Consider the following 19,758-nt stretch of genomic DNA (forward strand, 5'->3'; position numbering starts at 1 on the left):
GGTCAGCCGTATCACCGGCGGGGCTCCAGCAGCGAGCGCAGGGAGCGGAACGGGGGCAGCCAGGCGCCGCCGTCGGGCAGCGAGTCGAGCGTGATGCGCGGCAGCGGCTCGCGGAAGACGCCGTCGATCTCCTCGAGGTCGACGAACTCCATGACGTCCGACGCCACCGCGAACGTCGCGTGCTCGCGGAACCCGATGACCGTGACGTAGGTGCCCTTGGCGCGCAGCTCCTCCAGCGGTTCGCGGAACGCGCGCCCGTCACCGGAGGCCACGACGACGTGCTCGAGCGTGCCCTCGTCGGCGCGCAGGCGGATATGGGCGAGCATGTCGTCGTCGACGTCGGAGTCGTCGGTGATCTTCGGCTTGGCGAACACCGCGAAGCCGACGTTGCGCAGCGCCTCGACCCACGGGCGGACGACCTCGGTGCTGCCGGGGACGACGTTGGTGAACACCGTGGCCTCGGCCAGCGCGTCCGGCCCGGCGAGGTCGAGCAGCCAGCGCCCGACGGCGTCGAAGCGCGGGCGGAACGCCGCCGTCGGCCGGGCGCCCAGGAGCGAACCCAGGCTCATGTCCATGTTCGGCGCGTCCCAGACCAGCAGCACGCGGGGGGCGGGCGGCGAGGTCGGCGCGGGGGTCGTCATGGCCCGGACCCTATCCCGCGCCCCCGGATAGCATCCCGTCACGATGGACGAGCCGAGCGAGACCGCCCGCCGCACCTCCGAGGCCATGACCCGCCACGACGCCGCCGCACGCGGCGCGGGCGTCCGGCTGCTCGACGTCGGCCCCGGCACCGCCGCCGTCGCGCTGACGGTCGGCGAGCAGCACCTCAACGGCCACGGCATCTGCCACGGCGGGTTCGTGTTCCTGCTCGCCGACGCCGCGCTCGCGCACGCGTCCAACAGCCACGGCGTCTCGGCGGTGGCGGCCGGGGCCGACATCGCCTTCCTGCGCCCCGCGGCGTTGGGCGACGAGCTGGTCGCGACGGCGGCGGAGCGGGCGCTCACCGGGCGTTCCGGCCTCTACGACGTCACCGTGCGGGCGGGGGACGTCGTCGTCGCGGAGTTCCGCGGGCGCACGCGCCAGGTCCCCGGGCTCGCCGGGCCCACGTAGGACGGGCAGGCCGGGAGCCGCGGGCGCGCAGCGCCGTCCCCCCGGCGAGCCCCACGAACCACTCCTGCCCCGGCCCGGTGAGTGCCAGGCCGTCGCGGGTGCGGACGGGACCGGCGCCGACCTGCGCGTCGAACAGGGCGACGCCGTGCGTGCCGGCCACGTGGTCGTAGCGGGTGCGGGCGGCCGCCGCAGGCCCGGCCGACGCGGCGGGCACGACCCGGGCCGAGACCGTCGCGCCGGCGAGGGCGCCGGACGGGCGCGGCCTCCTGCTCACCGCCGACATCGAGTCGGGCTTCGCCGGCGATCCGGACGCGGTGGCATCCTGTGCGGCCGCCACCCGCCCGCCGACCTCACGGCCGTGGGGGTACGCCGGGTCAGCACCGGTTCCCTGCACTTCCGCGCCGCCGACCTACTCCGACGTCCGGCGCCTCACAGCCCGATGACGGGACTCGCGGACGGAGAACGGGGGACTCGCGGACGGGAAACGGGGGACTCGCGGGGTCAGGCGGGGGGTGGGGGGAGGTAGGCCGGGCGGGTCGCGGGGTCGGGCTCGTCGTAGTAGCGGTGGTAGACCGGGGTGAGCCCACCGCTGACCGGGGGCACGATCCAGCTCCAGTCGGCCGGGCAGCGCCGGCCTGCGTTCTCCTCGCGGGCGACGTGGGTGAGGAAGCGGTCGGACTCGGTGTGGTGGTCGGTCATCGTCACCCCCGCCGCGTCGAACGAGTGCTGCACCGCGCGCAGCATCTCCAGCAGGGCGCGGTCGCGCCACAGGGTGCGCTCGGAGGAGGTGTCGAGGCCGAGGCGCTCGCCGAGCACGGGGAGCAGGTCGTAGCGGTCGGCGTCGGCGAGGTTGCGGGCGCCGATCTCGGTGCCCATGTACCAGCCGTTGAACGGCGCGGCCGGGTAGACGATGCCGCCGACCTCCAACGGCATGGTGCTGATCGCGGGTACCGCGTGCCAGCGCAGCCGCAGGTCGGCGAACCACGCGTGCTCGGGGTGGGTCAGCGGGACCTCGAGCACGGCGTCGCGCGGGATCTCGTGCAGCTCCGGCGGGGCGTCGCCGTCGGAGACCAGCAGCGGCAGGACGTCGAAGCGGCCGGGCGGGTCGGGCCGCTCCCAGCCCAGCGCGACGGCCCGGTCGGTGAAGTCGGCGTACCGGGCGTCGCCGCGGATCCGGCCGCCGGGGGTGCGGTGCCCGGCATAGCGGATGAGCTGCTCGTTGTGGATCCGCGGACCCGGCCGGCCGGGGCGGTCCGGGGCGAACACCGTGATGGTGGAGCGGATCCGGCCGTCGCGACCGGCGTCGCGCAGGTGGGCGACGCACTCGGCGGCGACCTCGGCGGGCGCGGACACCGCGCGGCGGTCGCGCACCCGCAGGCTGTTCCAGTACAGCCTGCCGATGCAGCGGGCCGCGTTGCGCCAGGCCACCCGCGCGCCGAAGGTCAGCTCGTCGGGGGTGTGGACGTAGGTGCCCGTCTCGTCGATCTCGCGGCGCACCTCGTCGAGCCGGCCCGCCAGCGTCTGCGCCGGGGTGGTCTCGGAATGGAACTGCTCCAGGAACGTCGTCGCGGCCTCGACCAGGCCCGGCCCGGCCGACGCGGGCGCGTGGGCCACCGGGCAGGAACGGGGGGCCGGAACGACGGTGTCCTCGTCCACGAACGCCGTCACGCACGCCCCGCTCTCCCCGACCGACTTCCCCGTTCCGGGGCCGTCGACCTGTTTACACGGTCACGAAGCGTGATCGCCAGGGTGCCCAGCGGAACGGCGGCGGTACAGCAGATCGCGGACGACACGTCCCTCGAGGTGGGCACGCTGCTCGAACTTGGTCACCGGCCGCCATTCCGGGCGCGGATACCAGCCCTCCGGGGCGTCGGGGGCCGCGTTCACCAGAAGGTGTTCCTCCTCACACACGGTGCGCATCTGGGTCGCGTAGTCGGCCCAGTCCGTCGCCAGGTGCAGCGTGCCGCCGGGCGCCAGCCGGGACGCGACCAGCGCTGCGACCTCGGGCTGCACCAGGCGGCGCTTGCGGTGCCTGCGCTTGGGCCACGGGTCCGGGAAGAAGATCCGGACGGCGGCCAGCGAGCCATCCGGCACCCGCGTCCGCAGCAGCTCGACGGCGTCGCCACGCAGCAGCGCGAGGTTCGTCAGCCCCAGCTCCCCGACCCGCATGAGCAGCTGCGCCAGGCCGGGTTCGAAGACCTCGACGGCGAGGTGGTCGTGCTCCGGGGCGGCGGCAGCCAGCGCGGCGGTCGACTCCCCCATGCCGGACCCGATCTCCAGCACCAGCGGGGCGGTGCGGCCGAACCACGCGGGCGGGTCGTAGGCGACGGTGCCCGCGACGACGTCGGCGACGTCGCGGCCCAGCACCGGCCACGAGCGGTCCCAGGCCCGCTGCTGCCCCTCGGTCAGCCGCGCGCGGTGGTGCACGAAGCTCATGATGCGGGGCCGGTCCTCGACCGGTGGGCGCGAGGTCACGCGGGCTCCTTCGGGTGGAACGGGGACCGTTCACGATCGCACACCGTTCCCCCGATCCCCCGCGCGCCGGTGCCCGGGCCGTCACCCTCACCGGCATGCCCGACCGCCATGCCGACGCCGTGCGCGCCCGGCGCCACGAGCTGCGCGCGCAGCGCGCCCTGCTGACGCCGGGCCGCACCGCCCTGCGCGACGCCCTCGCCGCCGCCCGCGCGACCGCGCTCGCCCGGGCCACGGCCGATCTCGCCGAGGTCCGCCGCGAGCTCGACCGGGCGGCCCGCCCCGCCGCGGCCGTCGCCGACGCGGCCCGGGCCGTGGAGACGGCCGCGTACCGGCGCTTCACCGACCTCGCGGTGGCCGCCGAGCGCGGCACGGCCGCCGACCGGGGCGTCGCGCTGCCGGTGCCCCCGGACGACCCGCCCCCGCCCGCCGCACCGGACCCGCCCGCCCCGCGGCGCACGGGGACGTGGGAGACCCTGGCCGACGCCGGCACCTGGCGACCCGCGGTGCTCCCGCTCGCGGCGGCCCCGCTCACCGGGTTCGCCGGCCCGTCGGTGGCCCTGCCCGCCGCGGGTGCGGCCGTGCTGGTGCTCGTCGCCGTCGTCCGGTCGCGCCGGGCCGCGGCCGACCGGGCGCGGCTGCGGCGCTGGAGCCTCGCCCTGCTCGCCGACACGCGCACCCGCGTCGACGCCGAGCTCGCCCGGCGGGCCGTCGCCCGGGCGGCGGCCGGGGCCGTCCGCCTCGACGCGGCCCTGGCCGGGCACCGCAGCGCGGTCGACGCCGAGCTGGCCGCCTTCGGACCCCGGGAGGCGGTCGGTGCGTGATCCCCGCGACGACGCCTGCCCCGAGGTCACCGCGGGGTTCGACACCGACGACGACGGCACCCCCGACTCCCTGTTCTCCGAGGACGACTCGGGTGAGCTGTTCCTGCACACCGACCTCGACGGCGACGGACTCGCCGACCGCACCCTCGCCCTGCGCGCCGACGGCGACATCGACGCGGCGCCGTGCGACGACGACCCGCCCACGCTCGTCGAGGTGCTCACGAGGCTGCTGCGCTGGGGCTGACCGTGACCGGTCCGTGACCCGGAGCGGGTAGCCGTACGCATCCGCGCGAGCCCCGCCGGCCCGATCATGGCCCCATGAGCAGCACAGCGGACCTGACGGCCGAGCTCGCGCGGCTGGCCCACCGGCTCGACCGCGTCGAGGCGCGGCTGGACTCGCTCGCCGCGCCGCACCCGGTCGCGAACGCGGACGCGGTCACCGGGGTCCTGGAACGACCCCCGGTGCGGCACCCGGTCCCGCCGGGCCCGGCCGGGCCGCCGCCGTGGTGGGGTGCCCCCGCCGGGGGGCCGCCCCAGGGACAGCCCCCGGGCCCGTGGAACCCGCCCGGCGGCACCGGCCTGCCGCCCGCGCCGCCGTGGTTCGGCGGCGGCCCCGCGACCCCGCCCGCACGGGCGACCGCGGGCGGCGCCCGGCTCCTGGCCTGGACCGGCGGCGCGATGACGCTGCTGGGCGTGGTGCTGTTCCTGGTGCTCGCCGCCTCCCGCGGCTGGGGTTCGCCCGCCGCGCGGGTGTGGTCCGGGGCCGTGCTCGGCGCCGTACTGGTGGCCGTCGCGATGTGGATGCACCGCACCGAGGCCCGCCGCGGCGGTGCGACGGCCGTGGCCGGCACCGGTTTCGCGGCCCTGTACCTGGTGGTGGCGGCCGCGAACCGGCTCCTCGGGGTCCCCGAGGCGCTCGCCGTGGCGCTGGCCCTCGCGGTGGCCGCGGGCGGGCTGGCGCTGGCCGGCCGCTGGCGCTCGCCGCTGCTCGCCTCCGGCATCGTCGTCGGTGGTGCGGTGCTCGCCCCGGCGCTGGTCGAGGGTCCGCTGCTCGTGGCGCTGCTGCTGGCCCTGCAGCTGGCGGTGGCCGTGGTGGCGCTGCGCCACGGACCGCGCGGCGCCGCCTGGTCGTGGCCCGCCCTGCTCGCCGCGGCGGGTCCCGCACTGGGCGCGTCGATCGTCGCCTTCTCCACGGATCCGCTGCGGATCCCCGCCGTGCTCGCCGCCACCCTGCTGGGGCTCGCCGGCGCGGCGCTCGCCGTGCGCCGCCTGCCCGATGGCGTGGTGGCCGGGCTCGTCGCGCTGGCCCCGCTGCCCGCGCTGGCGCTGGCTCCCGAGCTCGACGGCTGGGGCGGCGCGGGCGTGGCCGCGGCGGTCGCGCTGCTGGTGCCCGCCCTGCTCGCGGTGCCCGGCGCCGGGCCGCGGCTGCGGGCGGCGGTCCTCGCGGTCGCCGGGGTCGGGGTGCTGGAGGCGGTGCTGGTCGCCCTGGACGGACCGGTCGCCACCGGCACGCTGCTGGCCGTCGCGATGGGCACGGCCGCCGTCGCCGTGGCCGTCGGCCACCGGCCCACGCTGGCTCTCGCGGCCGGGTTCGGCCTGGTCGGGACGCTGCTGGCGGTCGCCGTCGACGCACCGGTGACCGCGCTCGTCGCCTTCCCCGCCGATCCCTTCGTCGTCGACGGCCTGGCCCGCACGGGTGCGCTGGTGGGCGGCGCGGTGGTGTCGCTGCTGGTGCTGCTCACGGCCGTGGTCCTCACGGTCGCCGCGGGGCGGCTGGGCCTGGTGCGGCCGGACTCCGCGACCGCGGGGATCTGGGTGCCGCTCGGGGTGGCCGGCCTGTACGGCACGGCCGGGCTCGCCGTGTCGCTGGCGCTGCTGGTGTCGCCGGAGCGGACCGCGTTCACGGTCGGGCACGCCGTCGTCACCGTGTCCTGGACGGTGCTGGCGCTGGTGCTGCTCGCCCGCGGTCTGCGGCGGCCTGCGCTGCGGGTGACCGGGCTGGTGCTGGTGGCGGGGGCCGTCGCCAAGCTGGTGCTGTTCGACCTGGTCGTGCTCGACGGACTGGCGCAGGTCGCGGCGTTCCTCGGCGCCGGGCTGGTGCTGCTGGCCGCGGGAACCCGCTACGCCCGGATGGTCGCCGAGGCCGGGTAGGGCGCGGGCGGGATAGGTTCGGGCCATGCCAGACCTGGACCCGGTGTTCGCGGGCCTGCCCCTCACCGCCCTCGCCGACGCCGCCCTGTCCCGCGCCCGCGACCTCGGGGCGCAGCACGCCGACCTGCGGGTGGAGCGGATCGTCACGCAGTCGGTGGACCTGCGCGACGGCCGCGTCACCGGGGTCGCCGACGACGTGACGGTCGGCCTGGCCGTCCGCGTGATCGTCGACGGGGTGTGGGGCTTCGCCTCGCACGGCGACCTCACCCCCTCCCGGGCCGCGGCCACCGCGGAGCGCGCGGTGGCCGTCGCCCGGACGCTGGCGCCCGTCGCGGTGGAGCGGGTGGAGCGGGCCGACGAGCCGGTGCACGTCGCCGAGTGGGTGTCCGCCTACGACGTCGACCCGTTCACGGTGCCGACCCGGGAGAAGGTGGAGCTGCTCACCGAGTGGAGCCACCGCCTGCTCGCCTCCGACGGCGTCGACCACGTGCAGGCCGGCGTCGCGCAGGTGCGGGAGAACAAGTTCTACGCCGACCTCACCGGCACCCGCACCACCCAGCAGCGGGTGCGGATCTCCCCGACGTTCACCGCCACCTCCGTCGACCGCGGGGCCGGGGCGTTCGAGACGATGAGCACGCTCGCCCCGCCCGTCGGCCGCGGCTGGGAGTACCTCACGGGGACGGGCTGGGACTGGGACGCCGAGCTCGCGCAGGTGCCCGAGCTGCTGGCCGAGAAGACGAAGTCCCCGAGCGTGCAGGCCGGACCCTACGACCTGGTCATCGACCCCACGAACCTGTGGCTGACGATCCACGAGTCGGTCGGGCACGCCACCGAGTACGACCGGGCGATCGGCTACGAGGCCGCGTACGCCGGCTCCAGCTTCGCCACCCCCGACCTGCTCGGGACGCTGCGCTACGGCTCGGAGCACATGCACGTCACCGGCGACCGGACGCAGCCGCACGGCCTCGCGACCGTCGGCTACGACGACGACGGCGTGGCCACCTCGACGTTCGACCTCGTGCGCGACGGCGTGCTGGTCGGCTACCAGCTCGACCGCACGTTCGCCCCCCGCCTGGGCCTCGAGCGCTCCAACGGCTGCGCGTTCGCCGACTCCCCGCACCACGTGCCGATCCAGCGCATGGCCAACGTGTCGCTGCAGCCCGACCCGGTGCGCGACACCTCCACCGCCGAGCTGATCGCGGGCGTCGAGCGCGGGATCTACGTCGTCGGCGACAAGTCCTGGTCGATCGACATGCAGCGCTACAACTTCCAGTTCACCGGCCAGCGCTTCTTCCGGATCGAGAACGGGGAGCTGGCCGGGCAGCTGCGCGACGTCGCCTACCAGGCCACCACCACCGACTTCTGGGGCTCGCTCGACGCCGTCGGCGGCCCGTCGACGTGGGTGCTGCACGGCGCGATGAACTGCGGCAAGGCCCAACCCGGGCAGGTGGCGGCGGTGAGCCACGGCTGCCCGTCGGCCCGGTTCCGCGGCGTCGCCGTGCTCAACACCCAGGAGGAGGGCTCGTGATGCGGCCGCAGGAGATCGTCGAGCGGACGCTGGCGGCGGCGGCGCACCTGCACGGGTGCGCCGTGGTCGTGCAGGAGTCGAGCGAGGCCGTGCTGCGCTGGGCGAACTCGACGATGACCACCAACGGGCACACCACGTCGGGCCGGGTCACGGTGATCGCGATGGTGGCCGTCGAGGGCGGGACGGCGGCGGGCGTCGTCAGCTCCAGCGTGGCCGTCACCGACCCGGCGCAGCTCGCCGACCTGGTGCGCGCCGCGGAGGCCTCGGCGCGCGACGCCGGGCCCGCGCAGGACGCGATGCCGCTGCCCGACCCGTCGGAGACCGACCCCACCTGGGACGACCCCGCGGCCGAGACCTCGATCGGCGTCTACGGGACGTTCGCCGAGGGCCTGGCCGAGGTGCTCGCCGGGCCGCAGCGCCAGTACGGCTTCGCCAGCCACGAGCTGGCCACGACGTGGCTGGGCACCTCGGCCGGGGTGCGGCGGCGCTGGGTGCAGCCGACCGGCTCGGTGGAGCTGAACGCGAAGACCCCCGACCTGTCCGGGTCGGCGTGGGTGGGGGCGTCGACGGCGGACTTCACCGACGTGGACGTCGTCGACCTCGCCGCGCAGGCCGCGCGCCGGCTGGACTGGGGCAAGCGGAAGGTGACGCTGCCCGCGGGCCGGTACGAGACGCTGCTGCCGCCCTCGGCCGTGTCCGACCTGATGATCTACCTGGCCTGGTCGATGGAGGGCCGGCCCGCCCAGGAGGGTCGCAGCGCCCTGTCCGGCCCCGACGGCACCCGGGTCGGCGAGCGCCTGACGGGGCTGCCCCTGACGCTGGCCTGCGACCCGGCGGCCCCCGGCCTGGCGTACGAGCCGTTCCTCACCACCACCCGCTCCGGCGACGGCGTCTCGGTCTTCGACAACGGCGCACCGACCCGCCGCGTCGACTGGGTCCGGGAGGGCGTGATCGCCGAGCTCGGCTGGTCGCGGGCGGAGGCCGCGGAGTTCGGCACGACCTTCACCCCGCCCGGCGACAACCTGCTGCTCACCGGGGGCTCGGACGCGTCGCTGGAGGAGATGGCCGGGCGCACCGGGCGCGGCCTGCTGCTGACCTGCCTCTGGTACATCCGGCTCGTCGACCCGGCGTCGCTGCTGCTCACCGGGCTGACCCGGGACGGCGTGTACCTCGTGGAGGACGGCGAGGTCGTCGGCGAGGTCGACCACAACTTCCGCTTCAACCACTCCCCGCTCGACGTCCTGCGCTCGGCCACCGAGGTCGGCGCCACGGAGCGGACGCTGCCGCGGGAGTGGAAGGACTGGTTCACCCGCGCCGCCATGCCGCCGGTGCGGGTGCCGGACTTCACGATGTCGTCGGTATCGCTCGGTCGCTGAGGACGTCCCGTCGGGCGATCCGTCGTACACCCGGCCGGGGTGACCGGTCGCACACGGCGCGTGATGGACACCATCGGGCGACGCCCGGCGCGCCGATGCGGACCCGGCCGGGGTGCGTGCCGTTGACTGGGTGAACGCGCCGACGACGTCGCGGGACAACCGGTTCGAGCCCGAGAGGGGCGTGCCCGTGCCCTACGAGATGGTCAGCGCCTACACGCTGCTGGTCGGCCAGACCGACGGCGAGCCCAGCGTCAGCGTGCACACCACCGCCGACGACGCGTGGCGGACCCTCGACCGGGTGGTCCGCGAACACTGCAACATGCGCCCCCGGCCGCGGCGGCGCGCCGACGCCGACGCCACCACCCGCCTGGCCAACGCCTGGCGTGCGGGCGACCCGGAGAACCGGTACTGGAACGTCACGACGCACCGGCTGCCGGTCCCGGTGCCCGAGATCGCGCGGCACCCGGTGCCCGTGGAGCCGGCGCCCACGCTGGTGCGGGCCACGTCGCGATGGATCTTCGGCTGACGCGGTCCCGCCCCGGTCACGACCCCGCGTCGGGGAGGTAGCGGCGCATCCGGGCCAGCAGGTCCTCCACCCCGAGGCCGGGTGGGAGCGGCGTGCCGGTGAGGGTGCGCAGGTAGAGACCGTCGCCCACGAGCTGGGCGAGCCAGGCGAGCACCGGGTCGTCGAGCTCGGCCCGCAGCGCGGCGAACGCGTCGGCGTCGACCTCGGCGAGCACCTCCCGGATCGTCCGTCCCGTGCTGCTGCCCTCGGAGATCCGCAGGACGGCGAGGTAGGTGCGCGTGACGCCCCCGGGCACCCCGCCGCCGGGCGCGGACGTGCGCAGGTAGTAGGCGACGGCGCCGTCGGGCGCGGTGCGGATGGCGTCGGCGTCGGCAGCGCTGCGCTCGCGCAGCCGGTCGAGCAGGCCGGTGACCAGCGCGTCCTTCGAGGCGAAGTGGTAGAGCAACCCGCCCTTGGAGACCTCGGCCGCGGCGGCGACGGCGTCGAGGGTGGCCGAGCCGGGGCCGTGGTCGATCAGGAGCGTCTCGTACGCGTCCAGCACGCGGTCGCGGGCGCCGGTCATCGGGCGAGTCTAGGTGGGCGAGCCCACCACGCGTCCGGCCAGGGAATACCCGGCGCTACTGTACCGTCTGGACGGTATACAGACGCGTAAGGAACCCCGATGACCGTCACCGCTCCCCGTCCCGTCCGCCCGTCCGCCCGCGCCTGGGCCGGGCTCGCCGTGTTGTTCCTACCCACCCTGCTGGTGGCGATCGACAACACCGTGCTGAGCTTCGCGCTGCCCGCGATCAGCGCGGCGGTGTCGCCCTCGGCCACGCAGCAGCTGTGGATCGTCGACGCCTACCCGCTCGTGCTCGCGGGCCTGCTCGTCACGATGGGCACGCTCGGCGACCGCATCGGCCGCCGCCGGACGCTGCTGATCGGCGTCGCCGGGTTCGGGGCCGTGTCGCTGGCCGCGGCGTTCGCGACCGACGCCGCCCAGCTCGTCGCCGCCCGCGCCCTGCTCGGCTTCTTCGGCGCCATGCTCATGCCCGCGACGCTCGCGCTGCTGCGCACGCTGTTCCCCGACCGCACGCAGCGGCGCACCGCCGTCGCCATCTGGGCGACCGGCTTCGCGGCGGGGGCCGCGGTCGGGCCGATCGTCGGCGGGCTGCTGCTCGCGCACTTCTGGTGGGGCGCGGTCTTCCTGGTGAACGTGCCGCTCATGCTGCTGATCCTGGTGGCGGGCGCGGTGCTGCTGCCCGAGTCGCGGATGGAGCGGCCGGGCCGCCTCGACCCCTACGGCGTGCTGCTGTCGCTGCTCGCGATGGGCCCCACGGTGCTGGCGATCAAGACCGTGGCCCACGACGGCGTCACCGGCTCCGCGGTGCTCGCGCTGCTGGTCGGCGCCGGGGCGGGCGTGCTGTTCGTCCGCCGGGCGCGCGCCCGGCTCGCCGCGGGTGAGGAGCCGCTGCTCGACGTCACCCTGTTCGCCTCGCCGGTGCTGCGCCTGTCCGCACTCGCCAACGCGACGACGATGTTCGCGCTCACCGGGCTGCTGTTCTTCTCCGCCCAGTACCTGCTGCTGGTCGCCGGCCTCGACCCGCTCGACGCCGGGCTGGTCCTGCTCCCCGGCTTCGTGACGACGGCGGTGGCCGGGCTCACGGCGAGCCGGCTCGCCCGTCGCTACCCGCTGCGGCTGCTGGTGCCGACCGGCCTGCTGCTCGCCGCGGCCGGGTTCGGGCTGTGCACGCAGTTGGGCGGGTCGTCCGCCGTCGGGGTGCTGGCCGTCTCCGCGGTGCTCGTCGGCGCCGGGATCGGGCTGTCGGAGACGATCACCAACGACGCCATCCTCGCGGCCGCCCCCGCCGACCGGGCCGGTTCGGCGTCGGCGGTGTCGGAGACGGCCTACGAGATCGGGGCCGTGCTCGGCACGGCCGTGCTGGGCAGCGTGCTCGCCGCGGCGTACCGGCGCGGGGTCGCGGTGCCGGAGGGGATCGGCCCGACCTGGGCCGACGCCGCGCACGAGACGCTGGGCGGCGCGATCGGGACCGCACAACGCGTCCCTGGTGTCGACGGCGAGGCGCTGCTCTCCTCGGCCCGCGCCGCGTTCGACGCGGGCGTGGAGCTGACCGCGCTGGTCGGGTCCGGGGTGCTCGTGGCCGTCGCGGCCACCGTGGTGGTGGGACTCAGAGCTGCTTCGGGATCACCGGCTGGGTGCTGATCTGGGCCTCGCCGACGGGGCGCGGGGCCGGCGCCGACCGCTCGGCCAGCCGCTCCTGCACCTGCTCGGAGATCTGGTCGGACCGGCGGCGCTCGCGCACGCGGATGAGCACCAGCATCGAGATGCCGTAGGCCACGCCGAGGACCAGCAGCACCACCCCGAGCTTGACGACGAAGGTCTGCAGCGGTTGCTGCCCGCCGGCGATGTCGACCACCGAGATGATCGCCAGCACGCCGAGGGTGATGAGGTGGAACAGCACCGACAGCAGCAGGTTCACCGACCGGGTCACCTTGGTGTCCTGGAACACCTCCTGCAGGAAGGGCTCACCCGCGGTGACCAGCAGGCGCCCGACCAGGAAGGTGAGCGCGATCGCCACCACGAGCAGGGTGACGTACATACCGGTGTCGCTCATGTTCGCGCTCCCTCGTGGCGCCGGATACGGGCGAAACGCTACGCCCGGCCGCGCCGGTGGTCCAGGCGGAGCACCCGGACCGCAACGTCACGAAGGTCACCGCCGGGGATCCGGGAATGGCGCCGTGACCTGTTCTGAATCGATTAGTTGATCGGTCCTGTGAGTGAATCGACATCGCCCAGCGGTGGGGAAAGCCGGACACCGCCGGTACCGTCGATATTCATCTTCGACAGGCACGCCCGGCCGCATCCGCTGCCCGGGCGTGCGTAAGCGTTCCCGCAGAACCGGTCCGCCGGCTAGGAGACAGGACGACATGACTGCAGCCACCGTGCCAGGGCTCGACGCAGCGCCGACCGAGAACACGCGACTGCTCTCGTGGGTCCGCGACGTGGCCGAACTGACGACCCCCGACCGGGTGGTCTGGGTCGACGGGTCCGACGAGGAGTGGGAGCGGATGACCACCGCCCTCGTCGAGGCGGGCACGTTCACGCGGCTGGAGAAAAAGCCGAATTCGTTCTATGCGGCATCGGATCCCGATGACGTGGCGCGCGTCGAGGAACGCACCTTCATCTGTTCTGCGGAGCGTTCCGGTGCCGGCCCGACGAACAACTGGGTCGATCCCGCCGAGATGAAGTCGACGATGTCGGATCTGTACCGCGGATGCATGCGCGGCCGCACGATGTACGTCATCCCGTTCTGCATGGGCCCGCTCGACGCGACCCCGCCGATGCTCGGCGTGGAGATCACCGACTCCGAGTACGTCGTGGCGTCCATGCGGATCATGACGCGGATGGGCGCCTCGGTGCTCCCGCTGTTCGCCGACCGCGGCGACACCTTCGTCAAGTGCCTGCACTCGGTGGGTGCGCCGCTGGAGCCCGGCCAGGCCGACGTCGCGTGGCCGTGCAACGAGCAGAAGTACATCTCGCACTTCCCCGAGACCCGCGAGATCTGGAGCTACGGCTCCGGCTACGGCGGCAACGCCCTGCTGGGCAAGAAGTGCTACGCGCTGCGGATCGCCTCGGCCATCGCCCACGACGAGGGCTGGATGGCCGAGCACATGCTCATCCTCAAGCTGATCTCGCCGGAGGAGAAGGCCTACTACGTGGCCGCGGCATTCCCGTCCGCCTGCGGCAAGACCAACCTCGCGATGCTCCAGCCGACCATTCCCGGATGGCGTGCGGAGACCGTCGGCGACGACATCGCCTGGATGCGTTTCGGCGAGGACGGCCGCCTCTACGCGGTCAACCCCGAGTTCGGTTTCTTCGGCGTCGCGCCGGGCACCAACTGGAAGACCAACCCCAACGCCATGCGCACCATCGAGGCGGGCAACGCGCTGTTCACCAACGTCGCGCTGACCGACGACGGCGACGTGTGGTGGGAGGGCCTGGAGGGCGAGCCCGAGCACCTGACGGACTGGAAGGGCAACGACTGGACGCCCGAGTCCGGCACCGACGCCGCGCACCCGAACTCCCGCTACACCGTGCCGATCGGGCAGTGCCCGGTCGTCGCGCCCGAGTGGGAGGACCCGAACGGCGTGCCGATCTCGGCGATCCTGTTCGGCGGGCGGCGCAAGACCACCGTCCCGCTGGTCACCGAGGCGCGCGACTGGCAGCACGGCACCTTCATGGGCGCCACGATGTCGAGCGAGAAGACCGCGGCCGCGGCCGGCGGCCTGGGCCAGGTCCGCCGCGACCCGATGGCGATGCTGCCGTTCCTGGGCTACAACGTCGGCGAGTACTTCCAGCACTGGGTGAACCTGGGCAAGGGCGCCGACGCCGACAAGCTGCCGAAGATCTTCTACGTCAACTGGTTCCGCCGGGGCGACGAGGGCCAGTTCCTGTGGCCCGGGTTCGGCGAGAACAGCCGCGTCCTGAAGTGGTGCATCGAGCGAATGGAGGGCACCGCCGCGGCCACCGAGACCGCGATCGGCTACGTCCCGACCTCGGACCAGATGGACCTCGACGGGCTCGATTCCGCCGTGGCCGACATCGACGCCGCGCTCGAGGTCGACGTCGAGGAGTGGAAGGCCGAGATCCCGCTCATCGAGGAGTGGTTCGACAAGATCGGCGACGGCCTCCCCACGTCGATGCGCGACGAGCTGGAGGCGCTCAAGCTGCGTCTCGGCGCCTAGTACTCCGTCCCCGCCGGCCCGTCGTGCACCCGCACGGCGGGCCGGTGCCGTGTCACGACTCGGCATTCGGCGCAGCGGGAGCACTGACAACACCCGTTCGTGGGCCTATCGTCGCCTCGCCGGTGCCTTGTCGGGGGGCGCCCGGGACGGGGAAGAGGTGTGCGCCGTGGCCACCACGGAGATGTCGGGTGCGCAGCCCGAGGGGTCCGAACGCAGGCGTCCGGACCTGCGGCAGGTGCTCATCTGGTCGGCGGTGGCCCTGGTGGGCGCCGTGGCCTGGGGGATCATCGCGCTGAGCCGCGGCGAGGAGATCTCGGCCGCGTGGCTGGTGTTCGCCGCGCTGGCGTCCTACGCCATCGGCTACCGGTTCTACTCGCGGTTCATCTCCCGCAAGGTCCTGCAGGTCGACGACACCCGCGCCACCCCCGCCGAGCGCCTCGACGACGGGCAGGACTACCAGCCCACCGACCGGCGCGTGCTGTTCGGCCACCACTTCGCCGCCATCGCCGGCGCGGGCCCGCTGGTCGGGCCGGTCCTGGCCGCCCAGATGGGCTACCTGCCCGGCACGATCTGGATCATCGTCGGCGTCATCTTCGCCGGGGCCGTGCAGGACATGGTCACGCTGTTCTTCTCCACCCGCCGCGGCGGGCGCAGCCTCGGGCAGATGGCCCGCGAGGAGATCGGGCCGGTGGGCGGGATCGCGGCCCTGATCGCTGTGCTGGCCATCATGATCATCCTGCTGGCGGTGCTGGCGCTGGTCGTCGTGCAGGCGCTCGCCGACTCGCCGTGGGGCACCTTCTCGCTGGCGATGACGATCCCGATCGCCCTGTTCATGGGCTTCTACCTGCGCTACATACGGCCGGGGAAGATCATCGAGGGCTCGCTGATCGGCGTCGCACTGCTGCTGCTGGCGATCGTGGCGGGTGGCTGGATCGACAGCTCCCCGCTCGCCGAGTCCTTCACGCTCACCGCCAACCAGCTCACCCTCGCGCTGGTGGTCTACGGCTTCGTCGCCTCCGTGCTGCCGGTGTGGATGCTGCTGGCCCCGCGCGACTACCTGTCGAGCTTCATGAAGATCGGCGTCATCGTGCTGCTCGCGGTGTCGATCCTGGTGGCCTGGCCGACGATGCGGACCGAGGCCTTCACCGAGTTCGCGGCCAACGGCATGGGCCCGGTGTTCGCCGGTTCGCTGTTCCCGTTCGTCTTCATCACCATCGCCTGCGGTGCGCTGTCGGGCTTCCACGCGCTCGTCGCGTCGGGCACCACGCCCAAGCTGATCGAGAAGGAGTCGCAGGTCCGGCTGATCGGCTACGGGGGCATGCTCACCGAGTCGTTCGTCGCGATCTGCGCGCTCGCCGCGGCGTGCGTGCTCGACCCGGGCCTCTACTTCGCCATGAACATGCCGGCCACGGTGCTCGGCCCGACCGTCGAGACCGCGTCGGCCGCGGTGGCGAACATCGGGTTCACGATCAGCCCCGCCGAGCTGCAGGCCGCGGCGGCCGCGGTCGAGGAGGAGAGTCTCGTCGGCCGGTCCGGCGGCGCGCCCACGCTGGCCGTCGGGCTGTCCCAGATCTTCTCCGAGGTCTTCGGCGGCGACGCGCTGCGCGCGTTCTGGTACCACTTCGCGATCATGTTCGAGGCGCTGTTCATCCTCACCACGGTGGACGCAGGCACCCGCGTCGGGCGCTTCATGCTGCAGGACACCATCGGCGCGGTCTGGCCCAAGTACAAGGACACGTCCTGGAAGCCCGCCGCGTGGTCGGCGAGCGCGCTGATCGTGGGGGCATGGGGCTACCTGCTCTACGCGGGCGTCAACGACCCCCTCGGCGGGATCTACCAGCTCTTTCCGCTGTTCGGCATCGCCAACCAGCTCCTCGCCGCGGTCGCGCTGGCCGTCTGCACGACACTGCTGATCAAGTCCGGGCGGGCGCGCTACGCCTGGATCACGCTGGTCCCGCTGGCCTTCGACGCCGCCGTGACGCTCACCGCGAGCTACCAGAAGATCTTCTCGCCCGACCCGACGCTGGGCTTCTGGGCCCAGCGCCAGCGCTACCAGGCCGCCCTCGACGCCGGGGAGACGAGCCTGGGTACGGCGAGATCGGTGGAGGACATGCAGCAGGTCGTGTTCAACACGACCCTGGACACCGTGCTGACGGCGCTGTTCGCCACGCTGATCCTGATCATCCTGGCCGACTCGATGCGGGTGTGGGTCACGGCGCTGCGCGGCGGCCCCCTGCCCGGCGGCTCGGAGGACCCGTACGTGCGGTCGACGATCGTCGCGCCGTCGGGGCTGATCGCCACCCGCGAGGAGAAGCGGGCGATCCGCGAGCACGAGCTCGCGACGGCCGGCAGCAGGGAGTCCACGTGACCGCGCGGGAGGCCCTGAGGGAGGCCTGGCAGCTGCTGCGCGGTTTCGCCGGGGAGCAGGCCTACGAGCGGTACGTGGCCCACCACGCCGCCCGTCACCCCGGGGTGCCCCCGATGGGCGAGCGCGAGTTCTGGCGGAAACGCACCGATCGTGGCGATCACGCACCGTCCGCACGGTGCTGTTGACCGCTGGTCGTATCCAGCAGACCGTCTGTCGCATAGAGTGATCGACACGGGCACGACACCGCCGTTCACCACGATGTCAGTGTCGCGCCATTCGTCCGTTCACTCGTTCGAGTGCCGGACACCGCCGAGAGTGACCTTTCGGCGGCCCACGATTGCCCAGCCACTCGTCAGAGGTGCACCATTCTGTGGACCCCTGCGATACGAAAGGGTGATCACCGCCACGCCGGGCGGTGACAGTCGGAGGTGACCACGGTGATGGATGTCGGACCCGGGAGCGCGCACGACCGTGCGTCCGCCGGAGAGGACGCCGAGGACCTCCTGGTTTTCGTCGACCGGCTCGCCGCGGCGGCCCACGAGGAACCCGCCACGGCCGCCGCGCGCGCCCGAATCGGTGAGGTCGTCCGGGCGGGCTCCACGCCCCCCGGGCTGCGCCGCCTCGCCGAGGCGCTCGCCGCCTCGGTCGCGGAGGTCCCGCCGGCGCCGCGCCGGCCCGCCGACGATCCGGCGTCGGTCGTGCAGGCGATGCGCGGCACGGCGCTGGTCGTCCTCGACGAGGCCGGCCCGAGCGAGGTCGCCACGGCCGTCTCGGCGCTGGTCGCCGACGGCAGGCGCGTCGTCGTCACCGCCGAGACCGACGCCGAGCTCGACTCGGTCCGGATGGGGGTCACCAGCGGCCGCACCGTCGACGCGCTGCCCGACCTCCCGCAGGCCGAGCTCCGCGAGCTGCGGCGCCTGCTGGCCACCTCCACGGCGGCCGCCCGGGCCCGTTCGGGCCAGGACCTCCCGGCCCCCGACGCCCTCCCCGGGGTCGACGAGGTGCGCCGGCTGTGCGACCAGGCCGTGCAGGCGAGCCCGCCCGACGACGCGGGCACCGTGGTGCCCGCCCTGCTCGCCCGCGTGGAGCCCGAGCGCCGCGAGGCCGTCACCTCGATCGCCCGGTGCGTCACCGCGAAGCTCGACGCGCTCGGCCCGCGCCGCCAGTCGCCCTGGGAGTGGGAGCTGCTCGGGCACCTGATCCACACCCGGCACCGCGGCACGTTCGACCGGGTGCAGGAGGACGTCGCCCAGGCCGCGACGATCGTGCACACCCGCCGCAACGCCCCGCCCGTCACCTTCCACGGGGAGCTCTCCGGCGACGCGGTCGACCTGCTGTGCAACTACTACGAGTTCCTGGAGTCCGGGGGCCGCACCCGCAACTACTTCCGGCCCACCGTGCAGCGCGACGTGCAGCCGGTGCTGCGCCGCATCCGGGTGGCCGACCGCGAGCCGGTCACCGCCCCCGACGTGCTGCGGGTCCTCGACCACCTGGAGCTCGGCGAGCGCATGGGGCGGATCGTCGCCGGCTGCTCGGAGATGGGCGTCCCGGCCCCGCGGGGTCCCGGCGACCTGGCCGCGCTCGCCGAGCGCCTCGTGCTGGTGGCCAACGCCGCCCGGTCCGTCGGTGCCCTGCGCCACGACGTGCTGTTCCTGGGCGCCGACTCGCCGCTGTCGGTCCCCGACGTCGACTCCGCGGCCCGCGTGTCGGCCGCCATCCTCGACTACGCCGAGCACGGCTCGGCCGCGGAGGCCGCCCAGCGGCTCGACCTGATGGCCGACCGGCTCGCCGCCCGCGGCGCCGTCGTCGCGCCCGAACAGCGCCTCGCCGTCGACGCGCTGCGCGGGCGTGACGCCGACGCCTACGAGGAGGCCGTCGACGCGCTCGGGGCCGCACGCCGCGAGCTGCGCGACGAGGTGCGCCGCACCTCGTTGCTGCGCAGGCTCCGGGCCACCGCCCCGGCGCTGGCCGCGGCGTGGGACGAGCTGCACGAGCGCGACGGCGGCGCCTACGGCCTGGCCTGCTTCACCCGCAGCGACGTCCTGCTCGGCGCCCTGCCCGCACCCGACAGCGCCGACGTGGTCGTCGTGGTGGGGGCGGCCCAGCTCGGCGTCGAGCGGCTGCTGCTCACGGCGGTGGCGCCCCGGATGATCGCCGTGGTGGCCCCCGACGAGCAGCCCGAGGGCTCCCCGTCACTGCTCAGCGTGCTGCAGCGGGCCGCCGCGCTGGTCATCCGCGGCCGCACCACCGACACCCCGGGCCGCGTGGTGCACCTCAACCCGGCCGTGCGGGCCGCGGGGAACGTGTCGGCGGTGGGTCAGGCCGGCGCCTGAGCGTCGAGCAGGGCGATCGGGTCCGCGCCGTCGGAGGTGCGGACCCAGCCGCCGTCGACCGGGCGGTGCAACGTCCAGTGCCCGGCGTCGTCGACGGCGAGCCGGGCGATCGGGGTGGAGCTCCACTCGACGTCGAGCTCCGGGACGGCGGGGGCGCGGCGGTCGCTGATCGTCACCTGCCGCCCGTGCACGGTGTAGCCGATGCGGCGGCGCTCCCGCTCGCCCGGCGGGATCCGCTGGGCGCACCATTCGGTCAGGGAGTGGCGGATCTCCTCCGGTACGTCCATGACGGACATGGTCCCCGGCAGTACGGTCGGACGCCAT

At 74.6% G+C, this 19,758-nt stretch carries 18 protein-coding genes; 12 read left to right on the forward strand and 6 right to left on the reverse strand.

The window, feature by feature from the left end:
* Positions 1–11 precede the first annotated feature (11 nt).
* Positions 12–641 carry an NYN domain-containing protein gene (locus PHY01_RS18635; protein ID WP_141280299.1) on the reverse strand — a complete coding sequence of 210 codons (630 nt, stop codon included), beginning with the start codon at positions 639–641 and terminating at the stop codon, positions 12–14.
* A gap of 43 nt (positions 642–684) precedes the next feature.
* Between PHY01_RS18635 and paaI the strand changes: the two genes are divergently transcribed.
* Complete coding sequence (paaI, locus tag PHY01_RS18640) at positions 685–1,110, forward strand: hydroxyphenylacetyl-CoA thioesterase PaaI (protein WP_141280300.1); 426 nt, start codon at positions 685–687, stop codon at positions 1,108–1,110.
* 501 nt (positions 1,111–1,611) lie between these two features.
* Here paaI and PHY01_RS18645 read toward each other — a convergent pair.
* Positions 1,612–2,724 carry a nitric oxide synthase oxygenase gene (locus tag PHY01_RS18645; protein WP_370467340.1) on the reverse strand — a complete coding sequence of 371 codons (1,113 nt, stop codon included), beginning with the start codon at positions 2,722–2,724 and terminating at the stop codon, positions 1,612–1,614.
* A gap of 114 nt (positions 2,725–2,838) precedes the next feature.
* The gene (gene trmB / locus PHY01_RS18650; protein ID WP_141280406.1) at positions 2,839–3,546 is read right to left on the reverse strand and encodes a tRNA (guanosine(46)-N7)-methyltransferase TrmB; all 708 of its coding nucleotides are present in this window, start codon (positions 3,544–3,546) and stop codon (positions 2,839–2,841) included.
* Between the two features lie 134 nt (positions 3,547–3,680).
* Between trmB and PHY01_RS18655 the strand changes: the two genes are divergently transcribed.
* From PHY01_RS18655 to PHY01_RS18680, 6 genes are all read left to right on the forward strand, one after another.
* Positions 3,681–4,406, forward strand: a complete 726-nt coding sequence (locus PHY01_RS18655) for a hypothetical protein (protein WP_141280301.1) — start codon at positions 3,681–3,683, stop codon at positions 4,404–4,406.
* Complete coding sequence (locus PHY01_RS18660; RefSeq protein ID WP_141280302.1) at positions 4,399–4,650, forward strand: hypothetical protein; 252 nt, start codon at positions 4,399–4,401, stop codon at positions 4,648–4,650. The genes PHY01_RS18655 and PHY01_RS18660 overlap by 8 nt, the downstream gene beginning before the upstream one ends.
* A 74-nt stretch (positions 4,651–4,724) precedes the next feature.
* Positions 4,725–6,557 (forward strand): DUF2339 domain-containing protein, encoded by a 1,833-nt coding sequence (locus PHY01_RS18665; protein WP_141280303.1) that lies wholly within the window; start codon positions 4,725–4,727, stop codon positions 6,555–6,557.
* 25 nt (positions 6,558–6,582) lie between these two features.
* Entirely contained in the window at positions 6,583–8,085 is a 1,503-nt protein-coding gene (locus tag PHY01_RS18670) for a TldD/PmbA family protein (protein ID WP_141280304.1), read from the forward strand.
* A complete protein-coding gene (locus PHY01_RS18675; protein ID WP_218030230.1) occupies positions 8,085–9,461 on the forward strand; it encodes a metallopeptidase TldD-related protein in 1,377 nt (458 codons plus the stop codon). The genes PHY01_RS18670 and PHY01_RS18675 overlap by 1 nt, the downstream gene beginning before the upstream one ends.
* 130 nt (positions 9,462–9,591) lie before the next feature.
* Complete coding sequence (locus PHY01_RS18680) at positions 9,592–9,987, forward strand: hypothetical protein (protein WP_246086000.1); 396 nt, start codon at positions 9,592–9,594, stop codon at positions 9,985–9,987.
* A gap of 16 nt (positions 9,988–10,003) precedes the next feature.
* Here PHY01_RS18680 and PHY01_RS18685 read toward each other — a convergent pair whose 3' ends face one another.
* Positions 10,004–10,549, reverse strand: coding sequence for a TetR/AcrR family transcriptional regulator (locus PHY01_RS18685; protein ID WP_141280306.1), 546 nt, complete (start codon positions 10,547–10,549; stop codon positions 10,004–10,006).
* 99 nt (positions 10,550–10,648) lie between these two features.
* Between PHY01_RS18685 and PHY01_RS18690 the strand changes: the two genes are divergently transcribed.
* Positions 10,649–12,190 (forward strand): MFS transporter, encoded by a 1,542-nt coding sequence (locus tag PHY01_RS18690; protein ID WP_141280307.1) that lies wholly within the window; start codon positions 10,649–10,651, stop codon positions 12,188–12,190.
* Here PHY01_RS18690 and PHY01_RS18695 read toward each other — a convergent pair.
* On the reverse strand, positions 12,156–12,602 hold the full coding sequence (locus tag PHY01_RS18695; RefSeq protein WP_174824134.1) for a hypothetical protein: 447 nt from the start codon (positions 12,600–12,602) through the stop codon (positions 12,156–12,158). The genes PHY01_RS18690 and PHY01_RS18695 overlap by 35 nt on opposite strands.
* Positions 12,603–12,915: 313 nt before the next feature.
* On the opposite strand from PHY01_RS18695, the gene PHY01_RS18700 reads away from it, so the two are divergent.
* From PHY01_RS18700 to PHY01_RS18715, 4 genes are all read left to right on the forward strand, one after another.
* Positions 12,916–14,733: a phosphoenolpyruvate carboxykinase (GTP) gene (locus PHY01_RS18700; RefSeq protein WP_141280308.1), complete on the forward strand. Its 1,818-nt coding sequence runs from the start codon at positions 12,916–12,918 to the stop codon at positions 14,731–14,733.
* A 181-nt stretch (positions 14,734–14,914) separates the two neighbouring features.
* On the forward strand, positions 14,915–17,101 hold the full coding sequence (locus tag PHY01_RS18705; RefSeq protein ID WP_141280408.1) for a carbon starvation CstA family protein: 2,187 nt from the start codon (positions 14,915–14,917) through the stop codon (positions 17,099–17,101).
* A complete protein-coding gene (locus tag PHY01_RS18710) occupies positions 17,098–17,286 on the forward strand; it encodes a YbdD/YjiX family protein (RefSeq protein ID WP_141280309.1) in 189 nt (62 codons plus the stop codon). The genes PHY01_RS18705 and PHY01_RS18710 overlap by 4 nt, the downstream gene beginning before the upstream one ends.
* 255 nt (positions 17,287–17,541) lie before the next feature.
* The gene (locus PHY01_RS18715) at positions 17,542–19,434 is read left to right on the forward strand and encodes a hypothetical protein (RefSeq protein ID WP_141280310.1); all 1,893 of its coding nucleotides are present in this window, start codon (positions 17,542–17,544) and stop codon (positions 19,432–19,434) included.
* Here the strand turns inward: PHY01_RS18715 and PHY01_RS18720 are convergent.
* Positions 19,419–19,721: a DUF3024 domain-containing protein gene (locus PHY01_RS18720; RefSeq protein WP_141280311.1), complete on the reverse strand. Its 303-nt coding sequence runs from the start codon at positions 19,719–19,721 to the stop codon at positions 19,419–19,421. The two genes, PHY01_RS18715 and PHY01_RS18720, sit on opposite strands and share 16 nt — an antisense overlap.
* Between the last annotated feature and the right edge of the window lie 37 nt (positions 19,722–19,758).

It is taken from the genome of Pseudonocardia hydrocarbonoxydans (genome assembly GCF_006539565.1).
Lineage (GTDB): Bacteria > Actinomycetota > Actinomycetes > Mycobacteriales > Pseudonocardiaceae > Pseudonocardia > Pseudonocardia hydrocarbonoxydans.